Here is a 14448-nt window from a genome sequence, read left to right on the forward strand (position 1 = left end):
GATGATAGTGCTGCAACCAGTGTGAAAGTAGGTTATCGTCAGGCTAGTTATAAGAGAGAAACCCCATGCAGAAATGCCTGGGGTTTTTTTCGTCCAAATTCATGATGCAGCCAAGGCTTGCCCGCCAGGTGTGCGTGACAGGCGCGCGCGCATCGCGTCCCACAAGCGATCATGGTATGGCAGGATAATCACGTTGCAAATTGGCTCAACGAGGGCTGCGAGGCCACCTAGCGCCATTGATCCTGTTGCTATCCACATCACGTTGAACGCGACAGTGGCGTGCAAGATCGTCTGACTGACCTTTTCGCCCACTTGTAGCAGATGGCGCCGGCGTTCTGTGGCAGCTACCCGAATTCTCGCGTGCCATGCCTTCTCATGGAAGGGCAGCAGGACGACATTGATAACAGGTTCGGCAAGCACCGCCAGTCCACCCAGCAGGACCGAGCCTGACATGGTCGATGCCAGCGCAAACGCGATACCCATGTGGACGGCAACCTGGCTGACACGTTTCGTTGCTGTAAACATCGATTCTCCCTCATTGCATCCGAGATTGAATGATAATCGTTCTCATGTGCGAAGCGAAGGCATTTGTCTTGAAGGCGTCAATAGTGTGCGACTATGGATGAGAGCATAAAAAAAACCGCCCCGGTTTGCACCGGGGCGGCTTTCAGGAAGAGCTTACGTATTACTGGGAAACGGTGCGGGTACCAACGATTTCGATGTTGACGCGACGGTTCTTGGCGCGGCCTTCAGCGGTTGCGTTGTCAGCGATTGGCTGGGCTTCGCCTTTGCCTTCGGTGTACAGACGCGCTGGGTCCAGGCCTTTGGAAACCAGATAAGCTTTGACTGCATCAGCACGACGCAGCGACAACTTGGCGTTGTAGGCATCCGAGCCAACCGAGTCGGTGTGACCGACGGCGATCATGACTTCGGTGTTCATGCCTTGCAGCTTGGCCATCATTTCGTCCAGGGCAGCTTTGCCGTCTGGCTTGACAACAGCTTTGTCGAAATCGAACAGTGCTTCAGCAGCGAACGACACTTTTTCCGACGTTGGCTGTGGCGCCGGTGCTGGCATCGGCGCTGGTGCCGCCTGGACTGGGGCTTCTGCTACGACCACTGGCGCTGGTGCGACGTAAGCTGCTACAGCTGGACGACCCAGTTTGTAGACCAGGCCGATCGAGTACAGGTCAACGTTGCCACGACGACCGGTAGCGTTGTTGACGCGGCTGCGTTCGGCTTCAGCGCGAATTGCCAGCGCTTCGCTCAGTTTGAATTCCAGGCCGACGCCGGCCTTGGCACCGAAGTCGCTGTCGCCGGAGTAAGTATTGGCTGGCAGAGCAATGCCGTTACCGCGGAAGTTGGTGCCGGTGCGAACGTATTCAGTGCCGATACGGCCCAGCAGCGAGATGCGCTGCGACAATGGCAGTTGGCCAACCAGGTCCAGGTTGACACCGCGATAGCGGGACTCGCCGGTGATAGCACGACCAGCCGTGGTTGTCGCGCTGAAATTGTACTTGCCCAGATCAAAATACCCACCCTCGATCGCGAAGTATTGGTTGATCTGTTTGCCAACGAATACTTTAAAACCGGTGTCGCGCGTATCGGCAGTGAAGGTGCTCAGAGCTGAATTGGTCAAACCGCGTGCCATGCGCTGGTCATCCTGATGCGATTTACCCTGGCCGAACGATGCGCCGACGTAAGTTGCGCTGTTGGCCCAGTCTGGATTGATGAAGTCGTCAGCAGCAAAAGCAGCGTTCGAAGCGGTGGCGCTGAACGCCAGTGCAATGGCGAGGGAGATTTTAGTATTGATTTTCATGATTTATATGGTTTTTTAGGAGGTCTGGGTACTTAATATGATAGCAGCTTGTCATGACTTCTGGACAGACTCGACTATATCGTGTGCTTGAGGCCGGTTCTGGACGCTAGCGCACATAAGGACCGATTTAGTTCTTATTCGCAACACAAGTGTCGCATTTTACGATCATTTGCCAAAGTAGGTATGCAGACAACAAAAAACGCCGAGCCGGCGGGTGCCGGGCGGCGTCCAGGACAAGCTGGAATCAGCGGCTGCGCGTGCCGACGATTTCGATATTCACGCGACGGTTTCTGGCGCGGCCGGCGGCGCTGGCATTGTCAGCCACCGGTTGCGCTTCGCCTTTGCCTTCTGTATACAGACGCGCTGGTTCGAGTCCCTGCGCGACCAGGTAGGCTTTGACCGCATCGGCACGGCGCAAGGACAACTTGGCATTGTAGTCATCTGAACCGACCGAGTCCGTATGGCCGACGGCAATCATGACTTCGGTGTTCATGCCTTGCAGCCTGGCCAGCATGTCATCGAGCGCCACTTTGCCCTCAGGCTTGACAACGGCCTTGTCGAAATCAAACAAGGTTTCGGCGGCGAACGAGACTTTCTCGGACACGGGCTGTGGCGTCGGTGCCGGCGCGGCCGTTGCGATGACCACAGGCGCTTCGGCCACGACCACCGGGGCCGGCGCCACATACGGACGCGTTGCCGGGCGCCCCAGTTTATAGACCAGGCTCAACGAAAGAAGGTCGACGTCGCCCCGGTTGCCTACCGCATCGCTGATGCGATAGCGTTCCACTTCGCCCCGTAGCGCCAATGCTTCGCTCAGCTTGTACTCAAGTCCGAGTCCGGCCTTGGCGTTGGTTTTGTTTTCACGGGGATTCGGGTTGGTCACGCCAGCGAGCCGATTGCCGCTGAAATGCGTCGTGGTGCGTGCGTATTGCGCGCCAACGCGCGCCAGCAGGGACAAGCGCTGGCTCAGCGGCAACTGGCCGACCAGGTCGAGGTTGGCGCCGCGAAAGCCGGCTTCGCCGCGCAGGCTGCCGTTGCCGGAAGTCGTGGCGGCAAAGCCGAATTTACCGAGGTCGAAATAACCGGCTTCCAGCGCAAAATATTGATTCAGCTGTTTACCGAGCAGCAGTTTGAAGGCGAGTTCGCGCTCGTCGGTCGCAAAACTGGTCAAGGCTGCGCCATTCGCGGTCAGGCTGCGTGCCAGGCGCTTGTCGTCGATGGCGGCGCGCGACTGGCCGAGCGATCCGCCCACGTACCAGGCGCTGTTGGCCCAGTCCGGATTGATGAAGGCGTCGTCGGCTGCAAACGCACTGCAGGAAACGAACGCGGCAGCGATCGCGAAGGAAAGTTTGGTCGTGATGTTCATTATTTGGCGATCTGGTTATTGCTCAGGGTAACGGCAGCGCCCGACAGGACCCGTCCCGTCTGCAAGGTGGTGTTGTCGCCGACGGTAATTGCCGCCGACTTGCCCAAGATGGAGCCGACGAACACGCTGTTGGCGCCCAGCGTGGTCGGACCGACCGGCACCCACGTGACATTCGCTGCCGTGGCGCCATTGGTCAGGGCGACGACAGAGTTGGCCGTGCTGTTCAGTGTCAGGGCGGTCCGGAAGATGTACACGCCGGGACCGCTCATGGCGAACGTACCCGTGATGCTGATGGTGCCTGCGTAGCAATACACGCCAGGCGGCAGGACCAAGCCGCCCAGGTCAATGTTGCCGGGGAAGGTGACGTCGCAATTGCGGCTGTTGGCATCGGTGATGGCCACTTGCAAATCGGCCAGCGCGTTATTCAGGATGGCGCCTGACTGATAATTGGTGTAGCCCGGCGCGACCGGTGGAGCGGTGGTTTGCGACGGTGAACCGACGTCGCCGGTAATGAAGGTGGTGCCACCTGAATTGTTGGTCAGCGCGGTGCCTGCCAAGACCGCGAAACTGGCGGCGCTGCCGAGGTTGACCGGGATGAACGTGACTGGCACCGGCAATGCGGTAACGGTCAGGTTGCCGCTGCCTGCTTGGGCGCCGAGTGTGGCGGTGATGGTCGTCGCACCAGCGGTGGCGCCGGTGGCAAGGCCGGTAGCGAGCACGGCGGCGACACCGTTATTCGACGACGTCCAGGCGGCGCTGTTGGTGATGACCCCAGTCACACCGTCCGAATAGGTGGCCACCGCGATAAATTGTTGCGTGGCGCCCACGGCAATGCTGGCCGTGGCAGGGGTAACGCTGATGCTGGTGACGGTCGCGGCAGTGGTGGTCGCCTGGGCGTTGGCGGTCTGGCCGCCGAAGCTGGCAGTCAGTGCCGAGCTGCCGGCAGCGATACCTTTGATCAAGCCACCGTTGGTGATCGAGACGAATGCCGGGTTGGCGGACACGAACGAGCTCGCCGCCGTGACATCGGTGACCGTGCCGTTCGAATAGCTTGCAGTGACGGCCAGTTGGCGCGTGGCGCCGACCTGAAGCGTGGTGGTGGCTGGCGTCAATGCCAGCGACAGCAGTACCGGTGGCACGGTCACGATCAATGTGCCGCTTGCGGTCTGGCTGCCGGCGGTGGCGGTGATGGTGGTGGTGCCAGCCGTTTGGCCGGTAGCGACACCCGTGTTCAGGACGGTCGCAACGGCAGTCGCCGACGATTTCCAGGCAGCGCTGGTGGTAATCACGCTCGTGGTGCCGTCCGAATAGGTCGCGACAGCGGTGAATTGCTGGGTGGTGCCGGCAGCGATGGTGCTGGTAACAGGGGACACGGCAATGCTGCTGACAGTCACGGCGGCGGTCGTGGTGGCCTGGGCCGTGGCGGTTTTGCCGCCGAAGCTGGCGTTCAGCGCCGATGTACCGGCAGCGACACCGGTGATCAGGCCGCCGTTGCTGACCGAGACAAATGACGGTGCGGCGGAAGCATAGACGCTGCTGGCGCTCACGTCGAGAATGGTGCCGTCAGAGTACGTGGCAGCAACGGCCAGCTGGCGCGTCGCGCCCACTGCAAAGGTGGTGGTGGCCGGCGTCAACGCCAGCGACACGACGGTGGCGGGCAACACGGTCAGCGTGGCGCTGGCATTCAGGCCGCCGGACGTGGCGTTGATGCTGGTCGTGCCTTGCGCCTTGGCTGTTGCCAGTCCGGCAACAGTGATGGTGGCCGTGGCTGGCGTGGCTGCGCTGAAGCTGGACGCGGCCGTGATGTCGCTCGTCGTGTTGTTATCGAAACTGCCGATCACGGCGTATTGCAGTGTCGTGCCGATATTCAATGTTGCCGTGGCCGGGAGTACGGCGATGCTGACCAGCTTGGCCGGCAACACTGTGATGGCAGCCGTGCCGCTCTTGCCTTCGAAGGTCGCGGTGACAACTGCTGCGCCGGCGTTCACGCCCTTGGTCACGCCCGCGGCACTGACCGTGGCAATGGCGGTGCTTGCCGAGGTCCAGGTCGCCGTCGCGGTGACGTCGCGCGCGGACCCGTCGGTGTAGACGGCGGTGGTGGTCAACTGCTGCGTCGCGCCGATGGCGATCGATGCGGCCGCTGGCGTGACGGCAACGCTGACCAGCGTGGCGGCTGGTATGCCGAGAATCGGGTCGCGGCCCTGGTCACCTGAGCCGCAGGCAGCCAGCAGGGCGGCGCCCAGCAGCGCTGCTGAGCACAGCAGTGTTTTGGTGTAACGTTTGAAATGGTTCATCGGTACTTTCGTGGAAAGTCACTGCCGCAGTCGCGTCGACACGCACGGGGTGTGCGTTACAGAAAATTAACCACTGGTCGAAGCTAGGGGTGACTTGTGGCCGAACTATACATTTCGGCCAGGCTTGTTCTGGACGGTGGCGCACCGATGTGCACTTTTAATTCCTAATTGCAATTTCAAATGTGCGCAGGAAAGCCCCGTGCTAAGCTCGTCGATCGCACGTCGCAGTTTTTGTTGCGGTGGGGGGGGGTGACCCGATCGGTCCCGGCGCGATGCCGGATTCGCACCCCGCACGGCCCGATTCGGTTCAACTTAAAATGCGTAGTTGGCGCCGATGCCTGCCATCCAGTTGCGGCCAGGTGCGCCTTCGTAATAACGCTTGTTGGCATCGCCAACGATCACCGAACCAACATACTGGCGGCCCAGTAGGTTGTTGATACGCACGAACTCTTTAAAATTCCAGCCTTGCCAGGTCTGTCGTGCGTTAAAGCGCGCGTTGAGGATGGCGTAGCCGGGGGCCGGGATGTCCGCATTGGCATCGTCGGCATACACATTGCTGCTGGCAATGGCTTCCAGCGCGGCGCCGATGCGCTCGCTCTTGTCTTTCCACGCCACTTCGGCAAACGCATTGGCATTTGGCACGCCTGGCAAGCGGCTACCCGTGGTGACTTTCCCGAAGGCTTCGTCATACACGGCACGTAACACCGTCACGGCGACGCGTCCGCTGAAACCCGCGCCCAACTTGGTATCGACCGACAGCTCTCCGCCCTGGCGCAAGGTTGCGCTGGCGTTTTTGTAGCTGGTGCGCCCGCCGATAGCTGTATCGACCACCAGCTCGTCGCTCGTGCGTACCTGGAACAGGGCCGCATTGACGCGCGTATTCGTCATGACGATCGCTTTAACGCCCACTTCCAGGTGGGTGCTCTCGGCCGCGCGCAAGCCAAAATTGAAGCCGGCGCCGGATCCTGAATAAAACAGTTCGTTTAACGTTGGCGTCTCGAAACCGCGCGCGGCGCTGGCATACACATTCAGCAGGGGATTGATCTTGTACAAGGCGCCCAGCACCGGGGTGGTGTGGCTGAACGATACGCCACCACTGTCATTGCCGTTGCTGAGGAAGGCGTCATTGACGCCAACCGTGAGCTTGGTGCGGCGCACGCCGCCTGTGAGCACCCACTGACCCACTTGCCACTCCGCCTGCGCGTAGGGATCCATTGTTTTCAGCTTGTCCTGCTCGTCACGGCGCAGGGCGCCCTCCTGGCCGAACGTATTGCCGATGAAATTCTCGTAACCGCTGCGGTCGTCCGTGGAATGGCCGTACTCGAGGCCGACGGTGGTGGTCAACTTGCCGTCGCCCAAGGGCCGCACGAACGCATAATTAATGTCCGCGCCGTAAAAGTCGCGGTCGAAGTCGATCACACCGCCGGACTGGCTAGGTGACACCTGTAAAAATTTCGAGAATGCCTGGAACTGTTTTACCTGGCGGTTGCCGCCGTACACCATGACGTGCAGGCGATCGTCGCCGAATTGCTGGTCGTACGCCAAGCCCGCTTGTTTGTGCGAAATATCCTTGCGCGTGTTGTAACGGTCAGCGATGGTGCGCTTGGGCGACTGCGTATCGGTGCTGTCGATTTCATTGGCGCGCGGATTGGCCTGATAGGTAGCCCAGGTCGTGCCCAGAGGATCTTGCGTGCCGTCCTGCTCCAGTGAATTGGCCGTGAAGGTCAGTTTGCCGCCGGCGGTGGGCGCCGTCGTCAGTTTGACGAAACCCTGGTCGCGCGTGGCGGCGCTATGGTCGCGGTAGCCGTCGGTTTCAAACCGCGACACGTCAAGCACGTAGCCAATGCCCGCGCTGCTGCCTTGCGCATTCACGTCAAGCTTGCGTTGGCCGTCGCTGCCGGCCGCGGTGTTGACTTCAAGGGTGGGACGGCCCTGGCCGTCGCGGGTGAATAGCTGGATCACGCCGCCGGAATGGTTGCCGTAGAGAGCGGAGAAGGGGCCGCGCAGCACTTCGATGCGCTCGGCCATGTCGAGGTTGAAAGCCGAGGGCTGGCCCTGGCCGTCCGGCATGGTGGCCGGCACGCCGTCGCTGATCAGGCGAATGCCGCGCACGCCGAACGCGGAGCGGGCGCCGAAACCGCGCGACGAAATCTGCAAATCCTGGGCATAGTTCTGGCGGTTCTGGGCCACCAGGCCAGGCACGGCCGACAGGGCTTCGGACACGTTCACGCGCATCTGGCTATCCTGGATGCGGGAGGCATCGACCACGTCGATGGCGGCGGGAAAATCAAAACTGGTGTGTTCGACGCGGCTGCCGCTGACGATGACGACATTCATGTCTTGTGGAATCTGATCGGGTTCGGCAGCAAACGCGCCTGGTGCAATGGCAACAAACAGGCTGGCGACGGCATTCAAACGAAACGGGTACGGCATGCAAACTCCATGGTTAATATGGCAACTGCCACCGTTACGCAATATACGCGGGTCAGGCGTTTGCTGCCGTGCGCACGCTTGCCTGCAGCGCTATTCGGGTTCCTCGATCTGGTAGCCCCTGGCACGCAATACTGCCAGCATGCCGTCGGGCGACGTCAGCTCGCTCATCGCCAGTACCGCCAGTGTCGACCGGTTGTTGGTGAGCGATTTTTCAGCCGCAGCGATCCAGGTTGCTTTGACCTGCTTGCGCATGTCCGCTGCGCCCTTGACGTTGTTCAACCATTTACTGTCGACCACGGCTGCGTTGCAGGCAATTTTCTCGTCTGGGAAATCCAGCTTGCGCAGGGTGGGCAAGTCGCCCATGGCCCAGGCATTGGCGCGCCGCCGCATCGTCTCCAGATCTTTTTCCAGGCGATCGATGGTTTGCGTAAAACACGCCACATCATCCAGTTTGGATTTCTTGAAGTCGCGCAAGGTCTCGCGGGGATTTTCAAGCGGGATGTTGACCGATGTGGATGTGATGGGGATTTTCCAGTTCTTGCCCAGTTCGTAGATGCGCTTGGTCACGGCTCCGCCGCCATCCATGCCAGCCACGCCCAGAGCGCGGCTGGACAAGGTTTGCGCGGCAAACATCGGACGCAGTTCTTCAATCCCGGCGTCGTTGCCAATATATTTCTGCTTCAGCACGGTCCAGCGTGCATACACATCGGGCGGGACCTGGTCCTGCAGGCGGGCGCCATCGACGTTCTTTTTGACGCCCGCCAAAAACGGCAGGGCCGTTAGCATGTTCAGGGAATTGCTCCAGCCGACGGAAATAACGGTACCTGGCGTGCCCAGCAGCTCCTGCGAATTGGCCAGCACCGTTTCCAGTTGCTGCGAGCGCCAGTCCATTTGCGTCGGTAGAGGCCCATAGCTGGCGAAGATCCACAGGACGTGGTCGTCTTTCGACACTTTCCATAAAGCCGGTCCTGGCCGCTGGCCAACGACCAGGATGCTCGGAACAGTCGCAGCCTCCGGTTCCGGCGCCTGCTGCGTCCAGGCAGACGTCGACGCCAGGGTCAGTGCGATTAACAGTGCGTAGCGGTGCGGCATGCTTTCTCCTAGTCAGGTTCGTCGATCTGGTAGCCCTTGGCGCGCAGGGCCGCCACCAGACCGTCCTGGTTGAGCAGGTCCGACATTGGCAGCATGGCAAACGTCGACTTGTTCGCTGCGAGGGCCTTTTCCGCAGCAGAGAACCAGTAGGCCCGCATGCGCTGGCGCAGGTCGTCCGCACCTTTCAAGCCGCCCATCCATTTGCTGTCTATGATGGCCGCGTTGCAGGATTGCTTCTGGTCGGGGAAGGTCAGCTTGCGGATTGCGTCGATGTTGCCCATCGACCAGGCATTGGCGCGGACCTTCATCGCATCGAGGTCCGTTTCCAGCCGGTCGACCGTCTTGGTGAAGCACGCCACGTCGTCCAGACGGCCTTTCTTGAACTCGCGCACCGCTGCGCGCGGATTGTCCATTTCCAGTGTCAGCGTTGTGCTGGTGTACTTGATCTTCCAGTTCTTTGCCAATTGCTCGATCCGGTCCGGAATGTCATGACCCTTGTCCATGCCATTGACGAACAGTCCCCTGTCATACAGACGGTCGGCGGCGAACAGCGGGCGTTCTTCTTCGATCCCCTTGTCGTCTCCAATGTATTTAGTTTTCAGCAATTGCCAGCGGGTGTAGACAGCGGCCGGCACCAGGTCTTGCAAGTGTGCCCCGTCGGCGTTTTTCTTGATGCCGATCAGAAACGGCGCTGCGGTCAGGATATTGAACGAATTGGCCCAACCGACAGAAAAGGAGGCACCCGGCTGACCCAGCAACTCTTGCGACTGTGCCAGCGCGTTTTCCACCTGCTGCGAACGCCATTCCATCTTTTTTGGTAGAGGGGAATACGTGCCAAATACCCACATGACATGATCGCCCTTGGAAACTTTCCACAGTGCGGGTCCGGGCCGCTGGCCCACCACCAGAATATTCTGAACCGGGGCCGCGTCCGGGTCCAGCGCTTCCTGCGCCATTGCGGCGTTCGAACAAATAATCACACTCAGCAACGCGGCGAGCTGTTTCAAGATGTCACCCTGACAAAGTTAAGAGAACAAACATACTAACTGCAGCTCGCTTCCCCAACAAAATTAAAACAAGTTGTTACACTGATATGCATATGAATCGTCGGGCGCGCACAGCACGGGCGAATATCGTTTAGGTCACGCACGAATACAGTGCATGATGATTGCTTTCTCTTGGCATGGTTCTTGATACATTAACTATGTACATTCAACTTGATAACGTGGACATGGCGAATTTTTTCGATGAAATGATGGCCGGTGGAACCGGCGCAGTCCGTGAACACTACCGGGAATTCGATGGCTGGCTGAAGCGGCAATCGCCTGAACGCATTGCGCGCAAGCGCGCCGAGGCAGATTTGACCTTTCGCAGGGTTGGGATCACCTTTGCCGTCTATGGCGACGATGCCGGCACCGAGCGGTTGATTCCGTTCGACACCATTCCGCGCATCATTCCCGCGCACGAGTGGAACGCGCTGGAAACCGGCCTGGTCCAGCGCGTCAAAGCGCTGAACATGTTCATCCACGATATTTATCACGACCAGAACATCATCAAGGCGGGCATCATTCCGGCCCAGCAGATTTACCAGAACGCCCAGTACCGTCCGGAGATGCAAGGGATCAATGTCGCTTCTGACATTTACGCCCATATCGCGGGCGTTGACATCGTGCGCGCGGGCGAGGGCGAATTTTATGTGCTCGAAGACAATCTGCGCGTGCCATCCGGTGTCTCTTATATGCTGGAAGACCGCAAGATGATGATGCGGCTGTTCCCGGAGCTGTTCGCTAAGCATCGCGTCGCGCCGGTCGAGCACTATCCGGATATGTTGCTGGAGAACTTGCGCTCGGTGGCGCCGGCAGGCGTCAATGATCCGACCGTGGTCGTCATGACGCCTGGCATGTACAACTCGGCCTATTTCGAGCACGCCTTCCTGGCCCAGCAAATGGGCGTCGAATTGGTCGAAGGCAAAGATTTGTTCGTGAGTGCGAACAATGTCTTCATGCGCACCATCCGCGGCCCCAAGCGCGTGGACGTCATCTACCGCCGCATCGACGATGATTTCCTCGACCCACTGGCGTTCCGCTCCGATTCCAGCCTGGGCGTGCCGGGCCTGCTGTCGGTGTACCGCGCCGGACGCGTGACCCTGGCCAATGCCATCGGCACCGGCGTGGCCGACGACAAGTCGATCTATCCTTTTGTTCCCGACATGATCCGTTTCTATCTGTCGGAACAACCCATACTGAACAACGTACCGACCTTTCAGTGCCGCAAGCCGGATGATCTGGCCTATACGCTGGCCAACCTGCCCGAACTGGTGGTCAAGGAAGTCCACGGCGCGGGCGGCTACGGCATGCTGATCGGCCCGGCCGCGAGCAAGCAGCAAATCGAAGACTTCCGCCAGCGCCTGATCGCGAAGCCGGACGGCTACATCGCACAGCCCACGCTGGCGCTGTCGGCCTGCCCGACCTATGTCGAGAACGGCATTGCCCCGCGCCACATCGATTTGCGTCCCTTTGTGTTGTCGGGCAAGACGATTTCGATGGTGCCGGGCGGCCTGACCCGGGTTGCCTTGCAAGAAGGCTCACTGGTGGTGAACTCGTCGCAGGGCGGCGGCACCAAAGACACCTGGATCCTGGAGGAATAATGCTGAGCCGAACCGCAGATCACCTGTACTGGATGGCGCGCTACACCGAGCGCGCCGAAAACACGGCACGCATGCTGGACGTGGCCGTGCAAACATCGATGTTGCCGCAATCGACCGCTGATGTGGAATCGGGCTGGCGCGCGATGCTCAGCATCTCCGAACTGGAGCAGGCCTTTGATGCGAAATATGCGGTGCTGGACGCCCGCAACGTCCTCGAATTCATGATCAGCGACCCGCAGAATGCATCGTCGATCGTGTCTTGCCTCACCGGCGCGCGCGAGAATGCCCGTGCGGTGCGCGGCGTGCTGACCACCGAAGTGTGGGAGACGCACAACGCCACCTGGCTGGACATGCAGGAGCGCCTGCAAAAAGTGACCTTGGATGGCGACCCGAGCGAATTTTTCGAATGGGTCAAGTACCGCTCGCACCTGTCGCGCGGTGTAACCGTGGGCACCATGCTGACGGACGAAGCCATGTATTTCCTGCGCCTCGGCACATTTCTCGAGCGCGCCGACAATACGGCCCGGATTCTTGATATTAAATATCACGCGGCCAGGCAGGCCGGTCGCAGCGATGCCGTGAACCAGCGCGATTTTTATTACTGGGCCGCGTTGCTGCGCTCGGTATCTGGCTTCGAGATCTACCGCAAGGTATATCGTGACGCGATCACGCCGTCCCGCGTGGCCGAGCTGCTGATGCTGCGCGCCGATATGCCGCGTTCATTGCTTGCATGCATGGAGCAGGTCGTCTTCAACCTGAAAGCTGTCCGCAATGATGTCTCGGTCGATACGGAGCGCATGGCCGGTAAAATCCACGCCGACCTGCAATTTGCGCGCATCGACGACATCCTCGAGGCCGGGCTGGACGACACCCTGAGCGATTTCCTGGAAAATATTTTCGAGCTTGGGAACCGGATCAGCCGCGATTTCCTCGTTCCACTGGCCGCCTGACATGCAACTTTCCATCCGCCACGAAACCTTGTACCGCTATTCGGTGGCGCAGGCCTATAGCATCGAGCAATTGCACCTGACGCCTCGGGCCGAGCCGCAGCAGCGCGTCCTGTCATGGCGGATCACGACGCCAGGCCACTGCAGCGGCTACAGCGACGCCTACGGTAACGTGTCGCACATGTTGACGCTCAACGATCCGCATGATGCGGTGCGCATCCTGGTCGAAGGTGTTGTCGCGACGACGCTGCTGCACGGCGGGCGATTGCTGACGCAGGAGAACTTGTCGCCGCTCATCTTTACAGTGTCGACGCGGCTGACCCAGCCGACACCGGCTTTGCTGGCGCTGGCAGATGCCACGCTGCCGCCGCGCGGTGAGAAGGTTCGCACGGCCGACCTGCTGCGCCTGACTGCGCACATCTTTGGTGCGGTCGCGTACGTCACTGGTGCAACCGATGTCTTCAGCACGGCAGGGGAAGCGCTGACCTTGGGCGCAGGTGTATGCCAGGATCATGCCCACGTGTTCCTGGCCTGCTGCCATGCGCATGATATTCCCGCGCGCTATGTGTCCGGCTACATTGATCCCGAGTCGACCGGGCATGCGGCCAGCCATGCGTGGGTGGATGCCTGGGTCGAGGACGCAGATTTCACGGGCTGGATCAGCATCGACGTCAGCCATAACCGCCTGATGACCGACGCCTATTGCCGGCTTGCCATTGGCCGCGATTACGAGTCCGCCGCGCCTGTGCGCGGGATGCGCCGCGGTGGCGGCGATGAAACCATGACCGTTGAAGCCACAATTGTGCCGGTGTAAAATATTCGTTTCATTTGGTAAATTTTAGCCATGACGTACTGTGTAGGCATGCGCCTCGATGCCGGGCTGGTGTTCTTGTCCGATTCGCGTACCAACGCTGGCGTGGATCAGGTTGGCACTTTCCGTAAGCTGAGTGTGTTCGAAAACCCCGGCGAGCGGGTCATGGTCCTGATGACCTCAGGGAATCTGTCGATATCGCAGGCCGTGCGGCAAGCGGTGTCCGATTACGTCGGTCCGGATGGCGTGACCATCTGGAGCGCGCCAAATATGTATGAGGCAGCGCGGATCCTCGGCGAGGCCGTGCGTGTCGTGCACAAGCGCGATGCCGCCAACCTGGCCGAATTTGGCGTCGACTTCAATATTGGCATGGTTTTCGGCGGCCAGATCAAGGGCGAACGCTGCCGCCTGTTCCAGGTTTATTCAGCTGGCAATTTCATCGAATCGCGCGACGAAAACACCTATTTTCAGATCGGCGAAGCCAAATATGGCAAGCCCATCATCGATCGCGTCGTGACGCCGCTGACCTCTCTCGACGATGCCGCCAAGTGCGCGCTCATTTCAATGGACTCGACCTTGCGTTCGAATGTCTCGGTAGGGCTACCATTGGACATGCTGGTGTATGCCACGGATAGCCTGGCAGTGACGCATTTCGTGACGATCGACGCCCAGAACCAGTATTTCAACCAGCTGCGCAACAGCTGGGGCGCGCAACTAAAATCCGTCTTCGAAGGCATCGCCGCGCCGGTATGGGATGCGGCGCCGGATGCGACCGCGAATGTTCTGTCGTCCAGCAATATGCACAGCAAACCAATGCGCGTACACCTGCCAGCCGGCGTCAAGGCCAGCGCCCCATTAGAACCATTGCAATCTGTGGCCCAACAGCCACAGTCGAAAAAACAGCATTAAGCAGATAACTGCCGCGTTATTTCGCGCATCCCCTTGAATTATTCAGGAGGCCTTGCTATAGTTCGCCTCCCAGCAAATTGCTGCAACAAATCAACAGGTTGCGACGAGATGTACGGGGACTGTTTCTGAAACA

11 protein-coding genes are annotated in these 14448 nt (G+C 60.0%); 4 read left to right on the plus strand and 7 right to left on the minus strand.

Annotation, left to right across the window (positions count from 1 at the left end):
• Positions 1-99: 99 nt before the first annotated feature.
• The 7 genes from V6M87_RS26620 to V6M87_RS26650 form a co-directional block, all read right to left on the minus strand.
• Positions 100-525 (minus strand): DUF2061 domain-containing protein, encoded by a 426-nt coding sequence (locus V6M87_RS26620; protein WP_332879696.1) that lies wholly within the window; start codon positions 523-525, stop codon positions 100-102.
• 160 nt (positions 526-685) lie between these two features.
• On the minus strand, positions 686-1816 hold the full coding sequence (locus V6M87_RS26625) for an OmpA family protein (RefSeq protein WP_332879697.1): 1131 nt from the start codon (positions 1814-1816) through the stop codon (positions 686-688).
• A 244-nt stretch (positions 1817-2060) separates the two neighbouring features.
• Entirely contained in the window at positions 2061-3182 is a 1122-nt protein-coding gene (locus tag V6M87_RS26630; RefSeq protein ID WP_332879698.1) for an OmpA family protein, read from the minus strand.
• Entirely contained in the window at positions 3182-5476 is a 2295-nt protein-coding gene (locus V6M87_RS26635; RefSeq protein ID WP_332879699.1) for an Ig-like domain-containing protein, read from the minus strand. Before V6M87_RS26635 ends, V6M87_RS26630 begins: the two co-directional genes overlap by 1 nt.
• A gap of 312 nt (positions 5477-5788) precedes the next feature.
• Positions 5789-7909: a TonB-dependent receptor family protein gene (locus V6M87_RS26640; RefSeq protein WP_332879700.1), complete on the minus strand. Its 2121-nt coding sequence runs from the start codon at positions 7907-7909 to the stop codon at positions 5789-5791.
• A gap of 90 nt (positions 7910-7999) precedes the next feature.
• On the minus strand, positions 8000-9001 hold the full coding sequence (locus V6M87_RS26645; RefSeq protein ID WP_332879701.1) for a TraB/GumN family protein: 1002 nt from the start codon (positions 8999-9001) through the stop codon (positions 8000-8002).
• A gap of 8 nt (positions 9002-9009) precedes the next feature.
• The gene (locus tag V6M87_RS26650; protein ID WP_332879702.1) at positions 9010-10008 is read right to left on the minus strand and encodes a TraB/GumN family protein; all 999 of its coding nucleotides are present in this window, start codon (positions 10006-10008) and stop codon (positions 9010-9012) included.
• 224 nt (positions 10009-10232) lie between these two features.
• On the opposite strand from V6M87_RS26650, the gene V6M87_RS26655 reads away from it, so the two are divergent.
• Genes V6M87_RS26655 through V6M87_RS26670 form a run of 4 tightly spaced genes read left to right on the plus strand, consistent with a single transcriptional unit; the run spans position 10233 to position 14315 of the window.
• Complete coding sequence (locus V6M87_RS26655; RefSeq protein ID WP_332879703.1) at positions 10233-11648, plus strand: circularly permuted type 2 ATP-grasp protein; 1416 nt, start codon at positions 10233-10235, stop codon at positions 11646-11648.
• Positions 11648-12598 carry an alpha-E domain-containing protein gene (locus V6M87_RS26660; protein WP_332879704.1) on the plus strand — a complete coding sequence of 317 codons (951 nt, stop codon included), beginning with the start codon at positions 11648-11650 and terminating at the stop codon, positions 12596-12598. Before V6M87_RS26655 ends, V6M87_RS26660 begins: the two co-directional genes overlap by 1 nt.
• Before the next feature lies 1 nt (position 12599).
• On the plus strand, positions 12600-13409 hold the full coding sequence (locus V6M87_RS26665) for a transglutaminase family protein (RefSeq protein ID WP_332879705.1): 810 nt from the start codon (positions 12600-12602) through the stop codon (positions 13407-13409).
• Positions 13410-13439: 30 nt separating this feature from the next.
• Entirely contained in the window at positions 13440-14315 is an 876-nt protein-coding gene (locus V6M87_RS26670) for a peptidase (protein ID WP_332879706.1), read from the plus strand.
• Positions 14316-14448: the final 133 nt, after the last annotated feature.

The organism is Massilia sp. S19_KUP03_FR1 (assembly GCF_036688685.1).
In the GTDB taxonomy this organism is placed as follows: Bacteria; Pseudomonadota; Gammaproteobacteria; order Burkholderiales; family Burkholderiaceae_D; genus JALYUM01.